The organism is Limnohabitans sp., assembly GCF_038134685.1.
Lineage (GTDB): Bacteria > Pseudomonadota > Gammaproteobacteria > Burkholderiales > Burkholderiaceae_C > Limnohabitans_A.
Genome location: NZ_JAYPVP010000005.1, coordinates 36,809 through 57,752, shown reverse-complemented (window position 1 = coordinate 57,752; position 20,944 = coordinate 36,809). Strand labels below are relative to the sequence as shown.

Annotated in this window: 19 protein-coding genes; 7 read left to right on the top strand and 12 right to left on the bottom strand. The window is 61.1% G+C overall.

Annotated features, from left to right (window positions below; all coding sequences use genetic code 11):
- Positions 1 to 9: 9 nt before the first annotated feature.
- The 6 genes from AAFM15_RS03585 to rfbB form a co-directional block, all read right to left on the bottom strand.
- Positions 10 to 660, bottom strand: coding sequence for a TetR/AcrR family transcriptional regulator (locus tag AAFM15_RS03585; protein WP_341685328.1), 651 nt, complete (start codon positions 658 to 660; stop codon positions 10 to 12).
- 87 nt (positions 661 to 747) lie between these two features.
- On the bottom strand, positions 748 to 1,611 hold the full coding sequence (locus AAFM15_RS03580) for a fumarylacetoacetate hydrolase family protein (RefSeq protein ID WP_341685327.1): 864 nt from the start codon (positions 1,609 to 1,611) through the stop codon (positions 748 to 750).
- Positions 1,612 to 1,641: 30 nt separating this feature from the next.
- Positions 1,642 to 2,262 carry a nucleoid occlusion factor SlmA gene (gene slmA, locus AAFM15_RS03575; RefSeq protein WP_341685326.1) on the bottom strand — a complete coding sequence of 207 codons (621 nt, stop codon included), beginning with the start codon at positions 2,260 to 2,262 and terminating at the stop codon, positions 1,642 to 1,644.
- Positions 2,263 to 2,299: 37 nt separating this feature from the next.
- Positions 2,300 to 3,196, bottom strand: coding sequence for an acetylglutamate kinase (argB, locus tag AAFM15_RS03570; protein ID WP_341685325.1), 897 nt, complete (start codon positions 3,194 to 3,196; stop codon positions 2,300 to 2,302).
- 55 nt (positions 3,197 to 3,251) lie between these two features.
- Positions 3,252 to 4,139, bottom strand: coding sequence for a dTDP-4-dehydrorhamnose reductase (rfbD, locus tag AAFM15_RS03565; RefSeq protein WP_341685324.1), 888 nt, complete (start codon positions 4,137 to 4,139; stop codon positions 3,252 to 3,254).
- On the bottom strand, positions 4,136 to 5,206 hold the full coding sequence (gene rfbB, locus AAFM15_RS03560) for a dTDP-glucose 4,6-dehydratase (RefSeq protein WP_341685323.1): 1,071 nt from the start codon (positions 5,204 to 5,206) through the stop codon (positions 4,136 to 4,138). The genes rfbD and rfbB overlap by 4 nt, the downstream gene beginning before the upstream one ends.
- A 102-nt stretch (positions 5,207 to 5,308) precedes the next feature.
- Here rfbB and AAFM15_RS03555 point away from each other — a divergent pair, with 102 nt between their 5' ends.
- Together AAFM15_RS03555 and AAFM15_RS03550 are read left to right on the top strand one after the other, a co-directional pair.
- Positions 5,309 to 5,800, top strand: coding sequence for a phasin family protein (locus AAFM15_RS03555; RefSeq protein WP_341685322.1), 492 nt, complete (start codon positions 5,309 to 5,311; stop codon positions 5,798 to 5,800).
- 12 nt (positions 5,801 to 5,812) lie between these two features.
- A complete protein-coding gene (locus AAFM15_RS03550; protein ID WP_341685321.1) occupies positions 5,813 to 6,475 on the top strand; it encodes a TetR/AcrR family transcriptional regulator in 663 nt (220 codons plus the stop codon).
- 9 nt (positions 6,476 to 6,484) lie between these two features.
- Here the strand turns inward: AAFM15_RS03550 and AAFM15_RS03545 are convergent, their stop codons facing one another.
- From AAFM15_RS03545 to AAFM15_RS03530, 3 genes are read right to left on the bottom strand one after another with little or no spacing between them, the layout of a single operon-like run.
- The gene (locus AAFM15_RS03545; protein WP_341685320.1) at positions 6,485 to 7,261 is read right to left on the bottom strand and encodes a type III pantothenate kinase; all 777 of its coding nucleotides are present in this window, start codon (positions 7,259 to 7,261) and stop codon (positions 6,485 to 6,487) included.
- A gap of 18 nt (positions 7,262 to 7,279) precedes the next feature.
- Positions 7,280 to 8,404 carry an MBL fold metallo-hydrolase gene (locus tag AAFM15_RS11705; protein ID WP_371833077.1) on the bottom strand — a complete coding sequence of 375 codons (1,125 nt, stop codon included), beginning with the start codon at positions 8,402 to 8,404 and terminating at the stop codon, positions 7,280 to 7,282.
- A gap of 9 nt (positions 8,405 to 8,413) precedes the next feature.
- Positions 8,414 to 8,659 carry a metal-sensing transcriptional repressor gene (locus tag AAFM15_RS03530; protein ID WP_341685319.1) on the bottom strand — a complete coding sequence of 82 codons (246 nt, stop codon included), beginning with the start codon at positions 8,657 to 8,659 and terminating at the stop codon, positions 8,414 to 8,416.
- Between the two features lie 203 nt (positions 8,660 to 8,862).
- Here AAFM15_RS03530 and icmF point away from each other — a divergent pair, with 203 nt between their 5' ends.
- Genes icmF through gshB form a run of 3 tightly spaced genes read left to right on the top strand, consistent with a single transcriptional unit; the run spans position 8,863 to position 14,638 of the window.
- Entirely contained in the window at positions 8,863 to 12,153 is a 3,291-nt protein-coding gene (gene icmF / locus AAFM15_RS03525; RefSeq protein WP_341685318.1) for a fused isobutyryl-CoA mutase/GTPase IcmF, read from the top strand.
- Between the two features lie 37 nt (positions 12,154 to 12,190).
- Entirely contained in the window at positions 12,191 to 13,684 is a 1,494-nt protein-coding gene (locus AAFM15_RS03520) for an AMP nucleosidase (protein WP_341685317.1), read from the top strand.
- A gap of 9 nt (positions 13,685 to 13,693) precedes the next feature.
- Complete coding sequence (gshB, locus tag AAFM15_RS03515; protein WP_341685316.1) at positions 13,694 to 14,638, top strand: glutathione synthase; 945 nt, start codon at positions 13,694 to 13,696, stop codon at positions 14,636 to 14,638.
- Positions 14,639 to 14,641: 3 nt separating this feature from the next.
- Here the strand turns inward: gshB and AAFM15_RS03510 are convergent, their stop codons facing one another.
- Together AAFM15_RS03510 and AAFM15_RS03505 are read right to left on the bottom strand one after the other, a co-directional pair.
- Positions 14,642 to 15,403, bottom strand: coding sequence for a class II glutamine amidotransferase (locus AAFM15_RS03510; protein WP_341685315.1), 762 nt, complete (start codon positions 15,401 to 15,403; stop codon positions 14,642 to 14,644).
- Between the two features lie 68 nt (positions 15,404 to 15,471).
- Complete coding sequence (locus tag AAFM15_RS03505) at positions 15,472 to 17,703, bottom strand: malate synthase G (RefSeq protein WP_341685314.1); 2,232 nt, start codon at positions 17,701 to 17,703, stop codon at positions 15,472 to 15,474.
- Positions 17,704 to 17,856: 153 nt separating this feature from the next.
- Here AAFM15_RS03505 and AAFM15_RS03500 point away from each other — a divergent pair, with 153 nt between their 5' ends.
- Positions 17,857 to 18,786: a LysR family transcriptional regulator gene (locus AAFM15_RS03500; protein ID WP_341685313.1), complete on the top strand. Its 930-nt coding sequence runs from the start codon at positions 17,857 to 17,859 to the stop codon at positions 18,784 to 18,786.
- A gap of 55 nt (positions 18,787 to 18,841) precedes the next feature.
- On the opposite strand, the gene AAFM15_RS03495 is transcribed toward AAFM15_RS03500, so the two are convergent.
- Positions 18,842 to 19,111 (bottom strand): PsiF family protein, encoded by a 270-nt coding sequence (locus AAFM15_RS03495; RefSeq protein WP_341685312.1) that lies wholly within the window; start codon positions 19,109 to 19,111, stop codon positions 18,842 to 18,844.
- A 154-nt stretch (positions 19,112 to 19,265) separates the two neighbouring features.
- On the opposite strand from AAFM15_RS03495, the gene argS reads away from it, so the two are divergent.
- Positions 19,266 to 20,939: an arginine--tRNA ligase gene (gene argS, locus AAFM15_RS03490; protein WP_341685311.1), complete on the top strand. Its 1,674-nt coding sequence runs from the start codon at positions 19,266 to 19,268 to the stop codon at positions 20,937 to 20,939.
- Positions 20,940 to 20,944: the final 5 nt, after the last annotated feature.

Sequence of the window (20,944 nt, the reverse complement as noted above, 5' to 3'; positions counted from 1 at the left end):
GTCAGACAATCAAAGGGGGCGGTAGCGCTCGATGAGGCGGGCAAATCCCTGCCGTGCACGCCCAAGCGCGCCAGCGCGACGAAGAAACCGGGCTTCGTAGTGCAGCGCCAGAATCAAGCCGTGAATTTCAAAAGCAATTTGCTCAGGGTCAGCCTCGGACTGCAGCTGGTGCTCTTGTTGCGCCAGCTTCACCGCACGGCGCAAAGCGTCTTGCCAGCTGCTGACCGATGCCACCAGCGCATCCCGGACCGGGCCGCTGCGGTCATCGAACTCAACCGCGCCACTGATGTAAATACACCCCGAATCGATTTCTGCACTGGTGCGCACCATCCAGCGGTCAAACAAGGTCTGCAGGCGTGGCAGACCACGTGGCATTTCAAGAGCCGGGTAAAAAATCTCCCGCTCAAAGCGCATGTGGTATTCGCGCACCACCGATATTTGCAGCTCTTCTCGCGAGCCAAAATGAGCAAAAACCCCCGACTTGCTCATGCCTGTGATTTCGGCCAGCGCACCTATGGACAAGCCCTCCAGACCGATCTGAGAGGCCAACCCCAAGGCCGCCTCCACGATGGCTGCTTTGGTCTGCTGTCCTTTGAGCAAGGCGCGTCGCGCGGGTTCAGGCGTCGACGTGGAAACGGGCTTGAGCTTGTGAATATTCATGGGGCGCAAAATAGAACGACCGTTCTATTTTGCACAAAATCCGAGGACAGCCTAGCCCTTGAGGGCCAAAACAAGGGTAAATCCTGATCAGGCCTTGAACGCAACCACCTTCTGGGACTGCGAACCCAGGCCTTCAATGCCCAGTGTCATGACATCGCCCCGCTTGAGGTAGACCGGCGCAGGCTGGCCGTTTTTCTTGACCCCCATGCCGACCCCGGGAGGTGTACCTGTTGTCAGAACATCACCAGGTTCAAGGGTCATAAACTGGCTGACATAGCTGATGAGCTTGGCCACATTGAAAACCATGGTCTTGGTGTTACCCGTCTGCATGCGCTGACCATTGAGGTCCAGCCAGAGGTTCAGGTTTTGTGGGTTAGGCACTTCGTCGCGGGTCACCAACCAAGGGCCGATAGGACCAAAGGTATCGCAGCCCTTGCCCTTGTCCCAGGTACCGCCACGTTCGATCTGGTATTCGCGCTCACTCAGGTCGTTGACCACGCAATAACCGGCCACATGGGACAGAGCGTCTTTTTGCGTCACGTAGCGTGCCCGTTGGCCAATGACCACACCGAGCTCCACTTCCCAATCGGTTTTTTGGGAGCCCTTGGGGAGCATCACCTCATCGTCCGGGCCTTGAATACAGCTGATGGCTTTGGTGAACAGGATGGGTTCCTTGGGCAAAGGCATGCCGGCTTCGGCTGCATGGTCGGCGTAGTTCAGGCCAATGGCCAAAAATTTGCCGATGTGTGCAACGGGGCAGCCCATGCGCGGGCGACCACGCACCAGCGGCAAAGTATCCGTCTTGAGTTTGGCCAGTTTCGCCAGTGCTTTGTCCGACAGTTGCTCGGGACCAATGTCGGCAACCACCCCACTGAGGTCGCGCAACTTGCCCTGCGCGTCGATGAGACCGGGCTTTTCCTTGCCGGGGCGGCCATAGCGAACCAATTTCATGACAGTTGTCCTTGATGCAAAACGCAGCGCTCAGACCAGACGCGCCAAACAGGCCGTCAGGTGCTCGGAAGGCGAGCGCTTGAAACCGGAGCGAGCATACCGCTGCAAGCGCCCCATCAGGAAGGCCACCAACAAGGAAGCTGTCACCTGCGCGTCCACCGTGGGCGTGGCACCTTCGCTGCTGCGCAGGCTTTGGCGCAGCTGCGATTCGATCTTGTCGAACAGCAGGTTGACGCGCTCTTGCAAACGCGAGTGTTCATGCACCAGGGCATCGCCCGTCATGACACGGGTCATGCCCGGGTTTTTTTCGCCAAACTGCAGCAGCAATGCCACGATGCGGCTGGCTTGCGTTGGCCCTTCGCTTTCGCGATCGGTGACCTGCCGGATCAAGCCCATGATGGATTGCTCGACAAAGTCGATCAAGGCCTCAAACATTTGCGCCTTGCTCGCAAAGTGGCGGTACAAGGCCGCTTCGCTCACGCCAATGCGGGCAGCCAGCGCAGCCGTGGTCACGCGTTCGGCGCCAGGCTGCTCCAGCATGCCCGCCAGGGTTTGCAGAATTTGCAAGCGACGCTCGCCCGGACGTGGGCGCTTGCGCGTGGGTGTTTGCGCCTCATCGCCCGGCCCTTCGTTCATTTCCTGCTCTGACATTTGGCGCTCCTCCTTGTTTTATTGTGATAGTGCTGCTTCAGCGACTACGGATCATGGTGCCAAACGCCTGCTCGGACAGAACCTCAAGCAGCATGGCGTGCGGCACCCGTCCGTCGATGATGTGGACCGCATTGACACCACTCTTGGCCGCGTCGAGTGCCCCTGCAATCTTGGGGATCATGCCCCCGCTGATGGTGCCGTCCTGACAGAGTTCATCGATACGTTTGGCCGTCAGCTCTGTCAGCAACTGCCCCTCCTTGTCGAGCACGCCTCGGATGTTGGTCAGCATGAGCAGTTTTTCGGCCTGCAGCACGGTGGCCAGCTTCGCAGCCACCACATCGGCATTGATGTTGTAGCTCTCGTTGTTCTCGCCGAAGCCGATGGGGCTGACCACCGGGATGAAGGCGTCGTCCTGCAGTGCTTTGAGGATAGACGGGTCGATGCTGACGATGTCGCCCACCTGGCCCACATCCAGCTCCTTGTTCGGGTCCTGTGCGTCGATCAGGCGCAATTTTTGAGCACGGATCATGGCACCGTCACGGCCTGTCAGACCCACAGCCTTGCCACCTGCGCGGTTGATCATGCCCACAATGTCCTGCTGCACTTCGCCACCCAGCACCCACTCGACCACTTCCATGGTCTCGGCGTCAGTCACACGCATGCCTTGCACAAACTCGCCTTTTTTACCCAGACGGCTCAAGGCGTTTTCGATCTGGGGGCCACCGCCGTGCACCACCACCGGGTTCATGCCCACCAGCTTGAGCAGCACCACGTCTTCGGCAAAAGCTTGCTGCAGGGCCGGGTCGGTCATGGCGTTGCCACCGTACTTGATGACCAGGGTCTTGCCGTGGAACTTGCGGATGTAGGGCATGGCCTGGGCCAGGATCTGGGCCTGTTGCTCGGGTTTCACGGCAGGGGTGGTGGTATCGGTCATGGTCTTCTCGTCGACAACAATGGTGAGGCTTGATGCTGATTGTGCAGCAAGCAGGTTACAGAATTTCGGCCAGCAAGCGGTCCACCCCCAGCTGCCAATGCGGCAGGTTCAAACCGAATGCCTGTTGCAGTTTTTGGGTGTTCAAGCGGGAATTTTGCGGACGTTTGGCGGGCGTGGGGAAAGCGCTGGTCTCGACCGGCGCGATGTCGTTCACTTTCCAGCCCAGGTCCGGGCGCAGTTCGCGGGCATGGGCAATGGCGTGGCTGGCATACCCGTGCCAAGTGGTTTCACCACCTGCCACCAGGTGGTACAGGCCAGCCAGCTCCGGCTTGTGCTGCGCGCTGCGAATCGCATGCGCCGTGACGTCGGCAATCAGATCGGCGCCGGTGGGCGCGCCATGCTGGTCGTTGATGACCGTGAGACGCTCGCGCTCCTGCGCGAGACGTAACATGGTTTTGGCAAAGTTGCCGCCGCGTGCCGCGTACACCCAGCTGGTGCGAAAAATCAAATGCTTGCAACCGCTGGCGGAAATCGCTTGTTCACCTTCAAGCTTGGTCTGGCCATACACACCCAAGGGGCCGGTGGCATCGCCTTCTTGCCACGGAGTGTTGCCGCTGCCGTTGAACACATAGTCGGTGGAATAGTGCACCAGCCAGGCGCCCGTTTCGGCAGCCGCCTGTGACAGTGCGGCAGGAGCAGCGGCGTTGAGGGTACGAGCCAAATCCACCTCGCTTTCAGCCTTGTCTACCGCCGTGTGCGCAGCTGCGTTGACGATCACATCGGGGCGCAGTTCGCGCACGGTTTGCGCCAAGCGTTCGGGCTGGCTCAGGTCACCACACGGCGTGCTGTGGCGGTCCAGCGCAACGACCTCCCCCAACACACTCAGGCTACGCTGCAGTTCCCAGCCTACTTGCCCGTTTTTTCCCAGCAAAAGGATCTTCATGCCTGCTGCTCCGCGTACTGTTTGTTGACCCAGTCCTTGTACGCCCCACTTTGCACGTTGGCTACCCATTCGGGGTTAGCCAGATACCACTCCACGGTTTTGCGGATGCCGGTCTCAAACGTCTCGGCCGGTTTCCAGCCCAGCTCGGCTTCGAGCTTGCGCGCGTCAATCGCGTAGCGCCGGTCGTGGCCCGGGCGGTCGGTGACGTAGGTGATCTGCGTGGCGTAGCTGGTGCCATCCTGCTTGGGGCGCAGCTCGTCCAGCAGCTTGCAAACGGTGTTGACGATCTCGATGTTGGGCTTTTCGTTCCAGCCGCCCACGTTGTAGGTCTCGCCCAGGCGTCCAGCTTGCAGCACACGGCGGATCGCGCTGCAGTGGTCCTTGACGTACAGCCAGTCGCGGATCTGCATGCCGTCGCCATACACCGGCAGGCTCTTGCCGGCCAGGGCGTTGACGATCATCAGCGGAATGAGCTTTTCCGGAAAGTGGTAAGGCCCGTAGTTGTTGCTGCAATTGGTGGTGAGCACCGGCAGGCCGTAGGTGTGGTGCCAGGCGCGCACCAAGTGGTCAGACGCGGCCTTGCTGGCCGAATACGGACTGTTGGGCTCGTAGCGATTCGTCTCGGCAAAGGCTGGATCGTCTTTGCTCAGCGATCCATACACCTCGTCGGTAGAGACGTGCAAAAAGCGGAAGGAGGCCTTCTGGCCCTCGGGCAAGGCACTCCAGTACCCGCGCACAGATTCAAGCAGGTTGAAGGTACCGACAATGTTGGTCTGCACAAAGTCACCGGGGCCATGGATAGAACGGTCCACATGGCTCTCGGCCGCAAAGTTGACCACGGCGCGGGGCTGGTGCTCGGCCAGCAGTTTTTCCACCAAGGCGCGGTCGCCAATGTCACCCTGCACAAAAATGTGGCGCGAGTTGCCTTGCAGACTGGCCAAGGTTTGCAGGTTGCCCGCGTAGGTGAGCTTGTCGAGGTTGACCACGGGCTCATCAGAGCCAGCGATCCAGTCGAGCACAAAGTTTGCGCCAATGAAGCCGGCGCCGCCTGTGATGAGAATGGTCATATGGGTATGGATTTTAGAAGGCTGGCCAAGCCCGGCCCTGGCAGGTTACATTGGAGCCAGCGATTGACAATCTACCGCCCGCAACACGCACGGAGAAACACCATGGCCAACAAGCCCAACGACAAGTCCGACACCCAAGCTTCCTCTGCCATGTCGCCCCAGCAAGTCTGGTTGGCGGGCTTGGGCGCCATGGCCCAGGCCCAGGCGCGAGGCACCAAAGCGTTTGAAGCACTGGTCAGCGATGGGCTGTCCTTCCAGCGCAAAAGCCAGGAACAGGCACAGCAACGCCTGCACGAAGCCACCGAGCAACTCTCGAGCATGGCGCACAACATCGGACAACAGGCCTCTGGCCGTATCGACAAGCTCGAACATCTGTTTGAAGACCGTGTGGCCAAAGCGCTGCAGCGCCTGGGCATGCCCAGCATGGCCGACATTGCCGCCATGCATGAGCGCATCAGCGCGCTGGAAGCGCAGCTCCAAACCGCCCCCAAACCCGCTGCGGTCGCCAAACCCTCCGCCAAAACGGCGGCGAAGGCTGCCGCAAAAAAGGCCCCTGCACGCAAGACAGCAACAGCTGCTCGGAAAAAGGCCTGAGCCGCCTGACGCATGGCCAAGAAAGCGCCCCGCAAAACCGCCGAGCGGATTGCCCAGGTCACCCTGGTCCTGTTCAACCGTTTTGGCGAACCCAATGTTTCGACGACGCTGATTTCGGCCGAGCTGGGCATCAGCCCGGGCAACCTGTACTACCACTTTTCGTCCAAGGACAAGCTGATCAACCACCTCTACGACCAGTTTGAGGTGGACATGCTACGCCTGCTGGAGGCAGGCTCCGATGTGCAGGACATTGAAGACGCCTGGTTCTTCATGCACTCGCTGTTCGAGCAAGTGTGGAACTTTCGGTTTTTGTACCGCGACCTCAACCATCTGCTGGCGGGCAACCGGCACCTGGAAACGCACTTTCGCGCCGTGCTCGAGCGCAAAACCGAGTCGCTCAAATGGATGTTGGCGTCGATGACCGCCTCTGGCATGCTGCAACTGGACGCCGACACAGCCGACACCCTGTCGACCAGCATGACCTTGATGCTGACCTACTGGCTCAGCTACGAATACGTCAAAGACCCGCGCCGCGCACTGGAGCCCGAGAGCGCCAGCCGCGCCATGCAGCAAGGTGCGCAGCATGTGCTGGCCCTGCTCACGCCGCACTTGAGCAGTCCACAGCTGCGCGAACATCTGCAGGCCATCACCCGCAGTTACGGCAACAACGCTTAAATCAAGCCCTCAGGACGCGTCGCCAAAGCGGCTTTGCGCCAAGGTGAGCAGTCCGTCAAAAATCAGGTTCTCGACCAACTCGAACGACACTGACATGCTGGGCGCCATCTTCCAGCCCGCCCCCCCCGTCATGATGCACACCGGTTCTTGCCCGGTGTGTGTGCGCAAGTGCTGCACCATGCGCTCGCAGGCGCCTGCTATGGCGTAGGTGCCGCCACTGGTCAAGGCATCGCTGGTGTTGGTCGGGAAGGGACGAACATCGCCAGTAGGCACATGCAAACCGGCCGTACCAGACTCCAGCGCACGCAGCATGATGCCGTGCCCGGGCAGAATCAGCCCCCCGAGAAAGTGGCCTTGTGCATCGATGGCTTCCACCGTCACTGCGGTGCCCACCATGACCACCACCAACGGACGCGACCGGCCGCACTGCGCCAACATGCGCGCGCGCGCGCCAATCATGGCCACCCAACGATCGGCACCCAGACGGCTGGGATGGTCATATCCATTGGTCAACCCCGCTTCCATGGTGCTGGGCACCACCCATTGAGGCTGAACATCCCACAAGTCCATTTGCTCATGCACACGACGCTTGATCGCATCACCCGCCACCACACAGCCGAGCATGTGTTTCGGTGCTGGCAAGCTGGCCCAGGCACCTTCAGCCAGGCGGTCAATGTTTTCCAGAAACTCTGCGCCGTGCGCAAGCAAGAAGGCTTGCGGGTGCGCACGGTCGTACAGCGCCCACTTCAAGCGGGTGTTGCCCACATCGATGGCCAGCAAGCTCATGAACGTCGTACCAGTCGATCAGTTTTGTCGCCAGGGCAAGCCGTGGAAACGCCAGCCCCCCAGCTTGCCGCGCTGGGCGTTGGTGTCAGGGTCTCCCTCGAAGCCTTCAAGAATGTTGTAGGCCTCCAGACCCAGTTCGGTGGCACGCTGCGCTGCTGCCACCGAACGTACACCACTGCGACATAACAGCACCAGCTTTTTGCCCCCTGCGGCGAGCTTGCGCAGTCCATCGTCAAACTCAGGGTTCATGGCCATACCCGGCCATTGTTTCCAGGCCAAAGGCTCGGCACCTGGCACAAAGCCGACCCAGGCACGCTCGGCATCGGTCCGGACATCGACCATCACCGCCTCGCCAGACTGCACCCAGGCCCAGGCCAGTTGCGCACTGATATCGCCAGCGTACCCAACCACAGGGCCCACACTCATCAGCGCCTCGCCTCCTGCGTCGTGGCGCAGGCCAGAGGTCAGATTGGCAGGTACCGCCTCGTCAATGCGTTTGGGCTTGGGCAGGTTCAGGTTGTTCATGATCTCTTCAAACTGCGCCTGCGTTTTGCCAGCCACCCGCGCGTTGGTCGCCGCTTCGGCACCGATCGACGAATGGGTACGCCCCTGATAGTCGTGCCCCGGCCAGACCACCGTGTCGGCAGGCAAGGCAAACAGCACTTGCGTCAGGCTGTGGAACATGGCCGATGCGCTGCCGGATTGGAAGTCGGTGCGGCCGCAGCCATTGATAAGCAGCGTGTCGCCTGTGAACGCATGGCGCTTGGCGCCCTGGTCCCAATAGAAACTCATGCTGCCTGCAGTGTGACCTGGTGTGTGCAGGGCTTTGAGCTGGTGGCGACCGAAGGACAACACCTGGCCGTCCTGGAGCTGTACGCCTGCAGTGCCAATATTGCAACCTTGGGGTGCGGCCATTTGCGCGCCAGTGAGCTCGGCCAGTTGGGCTGCGCTGGTGATGTGATCGGCATGGGCGTGCGTTTCAACCGTCCATACCAGCTTGAGCCCCTGCTCGCGCAACATCTGCAGGTCCCGCTGCAGCATTTCGTCCACCGGGTCGATCAGCACTGCCTCACGGCTGTCTTCGTCAAACAGGATGTAGGTGTAGGTACAGGAAACGGGCTCAAACAGCTGAATCGGATTCATGCATCACTCTCAAGCAAACTTGGTCAGCATCTCGGCAACCTGGTCGGCCGATTGATCACCTTGCTCGATCATGCAGCCGACCATCGAAAAGAAGGACTTGTCGAGTGCTTTGCGCGCCGCCGCCATTTGCTGGGCGATCTTGTCGCAATCGGCGTCGCTTTCAATCAGGCGCTGCAGGCCGCGAAGCTGCCCCTCAATGCGGGCCAGACGGGCACACAAGGCTTTTTTCTTTTCAGGATCAACCAGTTGACTCATGGCTTGCTCACTTTAGTTAGCTGTATCTGGTCAATCATAGCCCCGCGAACCCCGAATCCGCTCGAAAACGGTCATCATCCCGGTTATCCCTAATATGAAAGACCTCGCCAGTCTTGCGTTCACAGTGACAGATCAAGCTGATCACGGTAAGATGCCGCAATTGACGTTTACGTAAACGTAAAGACAAATTCCCGGAGCCTCACATGACCGACCTGTCCGCCGAATTCAAAGCCCTGGCCGAATACCGCCCCACCCACAAGGTGCGTTTTGTCACCGCCGCCAGCCTGTTTGACGGACATGACGCTGCCATTGGCATCATGCGCCGCATCCTGCAGAGCATGGGCGCCGAAGTCATTCATCTGGGCCATAACCGCTCGGTCGATGAAGTGGTGACCGCTGCCCTGCAGGAAGACGTGCAAGGCATCGCGGTGTCCAGCTACCAGGGCGGCCACAACGAATACTTCACCTACATGGTCGAGCTGCTCAAACAACGCGGCGGCGATAACATCCAGGTGTTCGGCGGCGGCGGCGGCGTGATCGTGCCGGCCGAAATCCGCATGCTGGCCGAGCATGGCGTGCGCATCTACAGCCCTGAAGACGGCCAAAAGATGGGCCTGGCCGGGATGATCGGCGAGATGGTCATGCGCGCCGACAAGGACTTCAGCGCGCTGGCACCGAAGAAGATCGAGGCGATTCAAGGCCACACCGAGATGAGCTGGCGCGCCCTGGCGCAGCTGATGACCGCTTTGGAGAACGGCAAGGCCGATGCCAAAGTAGTGGAGGCCCTGCGGGCCGCCGCTGCCCAGACCCAGGTGCCCGTGCTCGGCATCACCGGCACGGGCGGTGCCGGCAAGTCCAGCCTGACCGACGAACTGGTGCGCCGCCTGCGCCTAGACCAGGACGACAACCTGCGTGTGGCCGTGGTGTCCATCGACCCCTCCCGTCGCAAGAGCGGAGGCGCGCTGCTGGGCGACCGCATCCGCATGAACGCTATTGGCCCCTGGAGCAAGGGTTCGCGCGTCTTCATGCGTTCGCTGGCCACACGCGATTTCGGCAGCGAGATCAGCGCAGCACTGCCCGACGTGATCGCGGCCTGCAAGGTGGCGGGTTTTGACCTGGTGATCGTCGAGACCTCGGGCATTGGCCAGGGCGACGCTGCCATCGTGCCGCATGTGGATGTGCCCATGTACGTGATGACGCCCGAGTTCGGCGCGGCCAGCCAGCTCGAAAAAATCGACATGCTGGACTTTGCCGAGTTCGTCGCCATCAACAAATTCGACCGCAAGGGCGCCAGCGACGCGCTGCGCGACGTGGCCAAGCAGGTGCAGCGCAACAAGGAAGCCTGGACGGTGCCGACCGAGCAGATGCCGGTGTTTGGCACCATGGCCGCCCGATTCAACGACGATGGCGTCACGGCCCTGTACCAAGCCCTCAAAGCCCGCCTGGCCCAACTCGGCCTGAAGGTGAGCGATGGCCGCCTGCCCCTGGTCGATGTGCGCCACTCCACCCACCAGACCCCCATCGTGCCCCCGGCCCGCACCCGCTACCTGGCCGAAATCAGCGACACCGTGCGCGGCTACAAAAAACGCGCCATCGCCCAATCGCGCCTGGCCCGCGAAATCCAGCAGCTCAAAGCCGCTGCCCGCATGCTCGAAGTCGACAAACCCGGCCGCGCCAAAGCCGCCGAAGCCGCACTCGACCTGGCCGCTGCCCGCGAACAAAACCTTGAACCGGCCGCACGCAAACTGCTGGCCCAATGGCCCGACATGCAAAAGGCCTACGCCGGTGACGAATACGTGGTCAAGATCCGCGACAAGGAAATCCGCACCCAGCTCACCACCACCACGCTCTCGGGCAACAAAATCCGCAAGGTCGCTCTGCCCCAATACGAAGACCATGGCGAGATCCTCAAATGGCTGATGCTGGACAACGTGCCCGGCAGCTACCCCTACACCGCAGGCACCTTTGCCTTCAAGCGCGAGGGCGAAGACCCGACCCGCATGTTCGCCGGTGAAGGCGACCCCTTCCGCACCAACCGCCGCTTCAAGCTGGTGTCCGAGGGCATGCCCGCCAAGCGCCTGTCCACCGCGTTCGACTCGGTCACGCTGTACGGAAACGACCCCGACCTGCGCCCGGACATCTACGGCAAGATCGGCAACTCGGGCGTGAACGTAGCCACGCTCGACGACATGAAGGTGCTGTACTCGGGCTTTGACCTGTGCAACCCGACCACCTCGGTGTCGATGACCATCAACGGCCCGGCGCCGTCCATCCTGGCCATGTTCATGAACACGGCCATCGACCAGAACATCGACAAGTTCAAGGCCGAGAACGGCCGCGAGCCCACCGAAACCGAAACTGCCAAGATCAAGGAATGGGTGCTCACCAACGTGCGCGGCACGGTGCAGGCCGACATCCTGAAAGAAGACCAGGGCCAGAACACCTGCATCTTCTCCACCGAGTTTTCGCTGAAAGTCATGGGCGACATCGCCCAGTACTTTGTGCACCACGACGTGCGCAACTTCTACAGCGTGTCGATCAGCGGCTACCACATCGCCGAAGCCGGGGCCAACCCGATCAGCCAGCTGGCCTTCACGCTGTCCAACGGCTTCACCTTTGTGGAAGCGTACCTGGCACGTGGCATGCACATCGACGACTTCGCGCCCAACCTGAGCTTCTTCTTCTCCAACGGCATGGACCCGGAATACACCGTGCTCGGCCGCGTGGCACGACGCATCTGGGCCGTGGCCATGAAAGAGAAATACGGTGCCAACGAGCGCAGCCAGAAGCTCAAGTACCACATCCAGACCTCAGGCCGTTCGCTGCACGCGCAGGAGATCCAGTTCAACGACATCCGCACCACGCTGCAGGCGCTGATCGCCATCTACGACAACTGCAACAGCCTGCACACCAACGCGTTTGACGAAGCCATCACCACGCCCACCGAAGACTCGGTGCGCCGCGCCATGGCGATCCAGCTCATCATCAACCGCGAGTGGGGCCTGGCCAAGAACGAGAACCCGAACCAGGGCGCTTTCATCATCGACGAACTCACCGAGCTGGTCGAAGAAGCGGTGCTCGCCGAGTTCGAGAGGATTGCCGAGCGCGGCGGTGTGCTGGGCGCGATGGAAACCGGCTACCAGCGCGGCAAGATCCAGGACGAGAGCATGCACTACGAGATGCTCAAGCACACCGGCGAGTACCCGATCATCGGCGTCAACACCTTCCGCAACCCCAAAGGCGACGCGGTGCTGGAGAGCCTGGAGCTGGCCCGTTCGACCGAGGAAGAAAAACAGTCGCAACTCAAGCGCCTGCAGGACTTCCACGAACGCCACAAGGCCGACGCACCGGCCATGCTGGTCCGCCTGCAGCAGGCTGTCATCGACAACACCAACGTGTTTGAGGTGCTGATGGACGCGGTACGCGTGTGCTCGCTGGGGCAGATCACCAACGCCCTGTTCGAGGTGGGTGGCCAGTACCGCCGCAGCATGTAAGCAGCAAGCGTCACATAGCCGTAGCACAATGGGGGGCATGCATATGCCCACCCCTTTCATCGCCCCCGAACATTTCGACAACGCCGACGCCGCGCTTGCGCGTGTGCAAACCCTCTATCAGCAAAGCGTGACGCATTTGCGTCAGGCGATGCAGCGCTACGTTGCAGGCGAAGAATTGCCCGGCCGGGTGCGCGCCTGCTACCCGTATGTACGCATCGAAACCACGCACGCAGCCACCAGCAGCCCCACGGACGCCGAGCCCCTGAGCTACGGCTTTGTGGCAGCACCCGGCAAATACGAAACTACTCTCACCCGGCCGGATTTGTTTGCCGATTACCTGCGCGAACAATTCGACCTGCTCATCCGAAACCATGGGACGAAGCTTGAAATAGGCACCAGCAAGGAGCCCATGCCAGTGCATTTTTCATTCGCAGAAAACGAGCACATGGAAGGCGAGATGAGCGCCGAGCGCCGCAGCCATATGCGTGATGTGTTTGACCTGCCCGACCTCTCGGCCATGGACGACAGCATCGCCAACGGCACCTGGAAAAGTGCGTATGGCCAGCCTCAGCCCTTGTCTCTGTTCCCCGGGGCACGGGCCGACTATTCGCTGCACCGCCTGCGCCACTACAGCGGCACCAGCCCGACGCACTTCCAGAACTATGTGTTGTTCACCAACTACCAGTTCTACATCGACGAATTCATTGCGCTGGGGCACGCCGAAATGGCCAAGCCTGACAGCCCCTACACCGCGTTTGTGGAACCGGGCAATGTGGTGACACGGCGTGTCGGCTTGCCCGCCGAGCCGGACGATACGCTGGGTGCAGTGCCACCACGCCTGCCGCAAATGCCTGCCTACCACCTGGTGCGGGGCGGCCACAGCGGCATCTCCATGGTCAACATTGGCGTGGGCCCGGCCAATGCCAAAAACATCACCGACCACATTGCCGTGCTTCGCCCGCACGCCTGGCTCATGGTGGGCCATTGTGCAGGTCTGCGTACCACCCAGCAGCTCGGCGACTATGTGCTGGCCCACGCCTATGTGCGCGAAGACCATGTGCTCGACGAAGAGCTACCACTGTGGGTGCCCATTCCGGCACTGGCCGAAATCCAGGTGGCGCTTGAAAAGGCCGTGAGCGAAATCACCGGCTGCCAAGGCGCCGAACTCAAGCGCCTCATGCGCACCGGCACCGTCGCCAGCACCGACAACCGCAACTGGGAACTGCTGCCTGACAACACGCCACAGCGGCGCTTCAGCCAAAGCCGCGCCGTGGCACTGGACATGGAAAGCGCCACGATTGCCGCCAATGGTTTTCGTTTCCGCGTCCCCTACGGCACCCTGCTGTGCGTGAGTGACAAGCCACTGCACGGCGAAATCAAGCTGCCCGGCATGGCCAACCACTTCTACCGCGAGCGGGTCAACCAGCATCTGCAAATCGGTATCCGGGCGCTTGAATTGCTGCGCAATGCAGGGCCGGCCCAACTGCACAGCCGCAAGCTGCGCAGCTTTGCCGAAGTGGCCTTCCAATAAGATTGCACCATGAACATTCTGTTTGTTGCCGATCCCCTCGCGTCCTTCAAAACCTACAAGGACACCACCTTTGCCATGATGCGCGAGGCGCAGCGGCGCGGCCACAGCCTCAGCGCCTGCCAGCCCCAGGACATCCGCTGGCTGCAAGGCGACGGCGTCACGACCCAGGTGCAGGACATCCGCCTGACCGGGCAGACCGACGACTGGTTTGAAGTCACCTCCGAGCGCCGCGCCGCCCTCAAGGGCTTTGACGCGGTACTGATGCGCAAGGACCCACCGTTTGACAGCGAATACTTCTACGCCACACACCTGCTCGGCCAGGCCGAGCGCGAAGGTGCGCGCGTCTTCAACAGTCCGGCGGCCTTGCGCGACCACCCGGAAAAACTGGCGATCCTCGAATTCCCGCAGTTCACCGCACCCACCCTGGTCACCCGCAGCGAAGCCGACATCCGCAATTTCCACGCCGAGCATGGTGAGATCATCCTCAAGCCGCTGGACGGCATGGGAGGCATGGGCATCTTCAAGGTCGGGCACGATGGCCTGAACCTGGGCGCCATCATCGAAACGCTCAACCAAGGCGGCGAACAGACCGTGATGGTGCAGAAATACCTGCCGCAAATCAGCGAAGGCGACAAGCGGGTCCTGGTCATTGGCGGCGAACCCGTGCCCTTTGCGCTGGCGCGCATTCCGCAAGGCGGCGAAGTGCGCGGCAACCTGGCTGCGGGCGGCAAGGGCGTGGCCATGTCGTTGACCGAGCGCGAACGCGAGATCGCCGAGACGCTGGGCCCCATCCTGGTCCAACGTGGCCTGCTGCTGGTGGGCCTGGACGTGATCGGCGGGCACCTGACCGAGATCAACGTCACCAGCCCCACCTGCTTTCAGGAAATCACCGACCAGCAGGGCTGCGATGTGGCGGCGCTGTTTGTCGATGCCCTTGAAGCCGCGTTGCGCTGAGCGCTACAACAGATCGCCTTGGGCAAAAGCGTAGAGCCTGCCCGGCTCGAACGCCACCCACAACTCATCGGTGGTCAAGGGCTGGGTCACCACAATCGCTACCCGGTCGGTCTCGCGCGTGTGATCGGCAAAGTTCACGCTCATGTCCTCATCGCTCAAGGTCGCTTGCGTAAAGGGACAGCGGCGCAAGACGTAATGCAGGTGGGTGGTCGCATGCGCCCATAAGGCATCCCCGTTGGACAACAAGAAATTAAACGTGCCGTGCCGCGCAATTTGGTGCACCAGCTCGCGCAGCGTCAAGCTCAGCTCATCCACACTGGGCAGAGTGGCGTGTGACTTGGCCAGTTCCTGCATCAACCAGCAAAACGCGTATTCGCTGTCGGTCTGACCCACCGGCCTGAAGCTGCCATGCAGGCGCGGCGCAAAGTCAACCAGGTTGCCGTTGTGGGCGAACACCCAGTAGCGCCCCCACAGCTCACGCACAAAAGGGTGGCAATTTTCCAGCGCCACCACACCTTGAGTGGCCTTGCGGATGTGAGCGATGACGTTTTCGCTTTTGATTGGATAGCGCCGCACCAATTCAGCCACAGGTGAAGTGGCCGCACTTTCATGGTCGACCATGTGGCGCACGCCCCGGCCTTCAAAAAACGCGATGCCCCAACCATCACTGTGGTGGTCAGTCACACCGCCGCGTTGGGCGAAACCACTGAAACTGAAGGTGATGTCGGTGGGTGTGTTGCAGTTCATGCCCAGCAACTGGCACATGGCTTGGCTCCTTGTTAAAAAAAACGGCACCCGAAGGTGCCGCTTTGTCTCCTCGCTCCGTTTGTCTTTTAAGCGGCCTTGACCTTCAGGCGCCAGGCGTGCAGCAAAGGCTCAGTGTAACCAGAAGGTTGCTCCTTGCCCTTGAAGACCAGGTCGCAGGCCGCCTGGTAAGCGGCACTCTTGGCAAAGTTGCCAGCCATGGGCTGGTAGAAGGGGTCGCCGGCGTTCTGGCCGTCCACCACCTTGGCCATACGCTCGAAGGTTTCCTGCACTTGCTTCTTGCTCACAACGCCATGGTGCAGCCAGTTGGCCATGTGCTGGCTGGAAATGCGCAGCGTGGCGCGGTCTTCCATCAGGCCCACGTTGTGGATGTCGGGCACCTTGGAGCAACCCACGCCCTGGTCAACCCAGCGCACCACATAGCCAAGGATGCCCTGCGCGTTGTTGTCCAGTTCTTGTTGCTTTTGCTCTGGCGTCCAGTTGGCCTGATCCTTGGCCACCACAGGGAACTGCAACAGCTTGTCCAGCGTCTCGTCGCGCAGCTGCTTGGCGTCTTGCTTGGCCACAGCTTTTTCCATCTGCTTTTGCAGGGCCGCCACATTGACCTGGTGATAGTGCATGGCGTGCAGTGTGGCACCGGTCGGGCTGGGTACCCAGGCGGTGTTGGCACCGGCCAGGGGGTGGGCGATCTTGGCCTTGAGCATGTCGGCCATCAGGTCGGGCATGGCCCACATGCCCTTGCCGATCTGGGCACGACCACGCAGACCGCATTGCAGGCCCACGTTGACATTGTTCTTTTCGTAAGCGCCCAGCCAAACGCTGTTTTTGATGTCGCCCTTGCGCATGACCGGGCCACCCAACATGCAGGTGTGCATTTCGTCGCCGGTGCGATCCAGGAAGCCGGTGTTGATGAAGGCCACACGGCTCTTGGCGGCAGCGATACAGGCCTTCAGGTTGGCACTGGTGCGGCGCTCTTCGTCCATGATGCCCAGCTTGACGGTGGAGGCTTTGAGGCCCAGCACCTTTTCGACACGGCCAAACAGCTCGTCGGCAAAAGCCACTTCGGCCGGGCCGTGCATCTTGGGCTTGACGATGTAGACGCTTCCGGTGCGGCTGTTGCGCAGCGGGTGGCTGGATTTCTTTTGCAGGTCAACCATGGCAATCGTCGTGGTGACCATGGCGTCCATGATGCCTTCAGGAATCTCACGAGTCTTGCCGCTCTTGTCAGTCCAGGTGATGGCCGGGTTGGTCATCAGGTGGCCCACATTGCGCACGAACAGCAGCGAGCGGCCATGCAGTGTCACAACACCTTTGCCAGCGGGCTTGGTGTAGACGCGGTCGCCGTTCATGGTGCGGGTAAACGTCTTGCCGCCCTTGGTCAGCTCTTCCTTGAGCGAGCCGTCCAGAATACCCAGCCAGTTGCTGTAGGCCAGCACTTTGTCGTCCGCGTCCACCGCGGCCACCGAGTCTTCCAGGTCCAGAATGGTGGACAGCGCAGCTTCGGCGATCAGGTCGCTCACACCAGCAGCATCGGTTTTGCCGATGGGGGTGGTCTTGTCAATGATCAGGTCCAGGTGCAGGCCGTTGTGCACGAACAGCACAGAGGCCGGGGCGGATGCAGAACCCGTGTAGCCCACGAACTGTTTGGCATCCGCCAGCGTGCTGCTCTTGCCGTTGGCCAGCGTCACCACCAGCTTGCCGGCTTTGACGGCGTAGCCTTTGCTGCCCACATGCGAGCCGGTTTTCAGCGGGGCGCAGCGGTCCAGCACGTGGCGGCAGTAGTCGATGACCTTGGCACCGCGCTTGGGGTTGTAGCCCTTGCCTTTTTCGCAGCCATCAGCTTCGCTGATGGCGTCGGTGCCGTACAGCGCGTCGTACAAAGAGCCCCAACGGGCGTTTGCGGCGTTCAGGGCATAGCGGGCATTCAGGATCGGCACCACCAGCTGCGGGCCTGCAAGTTTGGCCAGTTCTGCGTCCACATTGGCGGTGGTGGCCTTGGCGTTCTTAGGCTCAGGCACCAGGTAGCCGATCTGGCTCAGGAACTTGCGGTATGCCTTCATGGCTTTGCCTTCAGCCACGGGGCCTGGGTTGGCGGTGTGCCACTTGTCCATTTCGGCCTGGATGCGGTCGCGCTCGGCCAGCAAGGCGATGTTCTTGGGGGCCAGGTCGGTCACGATATCGGAAAAACCCTTCCAGAATTTATCGCTCTTGACGCCCACCGCCGGCAGCACCTGCTGCTCGATGAAGTTGTACAGCGATGTCGCCACTTTCAGGTTATGGGTAGATGTGCGCTCAGTCATGGATACCTCGGAACAAAAACAAAAAACGGTTGGCCCGCACAAGAGTGCTTTTCGAGCCTTGTGATGGACTTTATTCTAAATATGTACCGCAATAAATACGCCAAAATCACATAAACCCATGACTTTTTTGCAAAAGTCGCTTACCCTCAAACCATGGACAAGCTCAAGGCTTTTGAATCGTTTGTTTCCGTTGCCACCAAAGGCAGCCTGACGGCGGCCGCCCGCGCCGAGGGCGTAGCCCCCGCCATCATGGGGCGAAGGCTGGACGCGCTGGAAGAACACCTGGGCGTCAAACTGCTGGTGCGCACCACGCGGCGCATCACCCTCACCCATGAAGGCAGCGCCTTTCTGGAAGACTGCCAACGCCTGCTCAGCGATGTGGCCAATGCCGAGGCCAGCGTGTCGGCGGGCGGCATCAAAGCCAGTGGACACTTGCGTATCACCGCACCGGCCGGTTTTGGCCGCCGCCATGTGGCGCCGCTGGTGCCCCGCTTTCAGACCCTGCACCCGGACGTGACCATTTCATTGAATCTGAGCGACCGCGTCGTGGATCTGGCCGCAGAAGGCTTTGATTGCGCGGTACGCGTGGGCGATTTGCCCGACTCTTCCCTGGTCAGCGTGCGCATGGCCGACAACCGCCGCCTGTGCGTGGCCACACCCGACTATCTGCGTCGCAAGGGCACCCCCAGGCAACCGACAGAGTTGCTGCAACACGATTGCCTGACGCTGTCGAGCGATGCCTCACAAACACGGGGCTGGGCCTTTTTGCAACGCAGCGAAACCGGGCAGGAGGAGGTGGTGCACCTGCGTCCCAGTGGCCCGCTGGACTGCTCGGACGGACAAGTCCTGCACGACTGGTGCCTGGCAGGACACGGCATTGCCTGGCGCAGCACCTGGGAGGTGGCCGCCGAAATCAAGGCTGGCCGCTTGCAAACAGTGCTTGACGAATTTGCCGCACCACCCAACGGCATTTATGTGGTGTTTCCGCAGCGCAAACACCTGCCGTTGCGCGTGAGACTGTGGATCGAACATCTGAAGGCGCACTACGGCCAAAGCAGCTACTGGCAAGATCACCAAGGCTGAATCCGTAAACAAAAACGCCGGCAAAGCCGGCGTTTTTTTGTAGAAAAAGGCTGACTCAAGTCTTGGGCTTTTTCAGGCACTCGGACATGAGCTGCTTGCGCTCAGCACCCTTTTTACCCTTCAGTTCAGCCGCGCACTCTTTCATGCGAGGATTGCCTTCGCGCTTTTTCTTCATCTGTTTGCCCTCGGCCGGGGCTTGCGTTGCCGTCACGGCCTCTTTGGCGGCGTCTTTGGTCGCAGCCACAGGATCGGCGGCAAAGGCTACGCTTGCTTGCAAAGAACCTGCCACAAAGGCAACGGCCATGAGTGCGGATTTGATGTTCATAAAAATCTCCCTGATGCTTTGATAAGTATTGCCACCCCAGCGAGGAGCGACGGACTCATTAAGACACTGGTTTTCAAAAAAGTAAATCCTTTTTTGTAACCAAACCTGTTTACTGCTTCACAGCGCATACAGAGCACTCCCTTAAAATCGCCCGATGCTCAATGCCAAACAAGAACTGCTCGCGACCCTGGCCGCCGAGCTTGAAAAACTCCAGCCCGGCGCCGGTGAGCGCGCCGCTTTTGAATCGCCCAAAGTGGCTGCGCACGGCGACTTTGCCTGCACCGCCGCCATGCAACTGGCCAAGGGTCTCAAGCAAAACCCTCGTCAACTCGGCGAAGCCCTGCGCGAAGCGCTGCTGGCCACGCCCGCCTGTCAGCGCTGGGTGGATGCCATTGAACTGGCGGGTCCTGGCTTCATCAACATCCGCCTGAAAGACGCGGCCAAGCAGGCCGTGGTGGCCGAGGTGCTGGCGGCTGGCGAGTCTTTTGGTCAACAAGCCGCCACCGGCCAACGTGTGCTGGTGGAGTTTGTGTCGGCCAACCCAACCGGCCCACTGCATGTGGGCCATGGCCGCCAGGCCGCACTCGGCGATGCCATCTGCAACCTGCTGGCCACGCAAGGCCAAAACGTGTACCGCGAGTTCTATTACAACGACGCGGGCGTACAGATCAGTACCCTGGCCAACTCGACCCAGCTGCGCGCCAAAGGCTTCAAGCCGGGCGATGCCGAATGGCCCGAAGCCGCTTACAACGGCGACTACATCCAGGACATCGCCAATGACTTCCTGGCCAAGAAGACCGTCAAATCCGACGACCGCGAGTTCACGGGCAGCGGTGATGTGAATGACCTGGACGGCATGCGCCTGTTTGCCGTGGCCTACCTGCGCCACGAACAGGATCTGGACCTCCAGGCCTTCGATGTGAAGTTCGACAACTACTACCTGGAGTCGAGCCTGTACACCAGCGGCAAGGTCGACGCCGCCGTACAAAAACTGCGCGAGGCCGGCAAGACCTACGAACACGACGGCGCGCTGTGGCTCAAGTCCACCGAATACGGGGATGACAAGGACCGCGTCATGCGCAAGGGTGACGGCACCTACACCTACTTTGTGCCCGATGTGGCCTATCACATCACCAAGTGGGAGCGCGGCTTTTCGCGTGTGGTGAACATTCAGGGCACCGACCACCACGGCACCATTGCCCGCGTGCGCGCGGGCTTGCAGGCCGCTGGTGTGGGCATTCCCGAGGGTTACCCCGACTACGTGCTGCACACCATGGTGCGCGTCATGCGCGGTGGCGAGGAGGTCAAGATCTCCAAGCGTGCGGGCAGTTACGTGACGCTGCGCGACCTGATCGAATGGACCAGCAAGGACGCTGTGCGCTTTTTCCTGCTCAGCCGCAAGCCCGATACCGAATACGTGTTCGACATTGACCTGGCGCTGGCGCAGAACAACGACAACCCGGTCTATTACGTGCAGTACGCCCATGCGCGCATCTGCTCGGTGCTGGCCTCCTGGGGGGGCGACGTTACCACCTTGCGGCACGCCGATCTGTCAGCGCTGACCGGCCCGCAGGCCCAGGCCCTGATGCTCAAGCTGGCGCAGTACCCTGCCATGCTCACCTCGGCCGCTAACGATTTTGCCCCGCACGACGTGAGCTTCTACCTGCGTGACCTGGCCTCGCTCTACCACTCGTATTACGACGCCGAGCGTATCCTGGTGGACAATGAGACCGTCAAACTTGCACGTTTGGCGCTCGTGGCCGCCACCGCTCAAGTGCTGCACAATGGCCTGAAGGTGCTGGGGGTATCAGCACCCACCAAAATGTGAGGGAG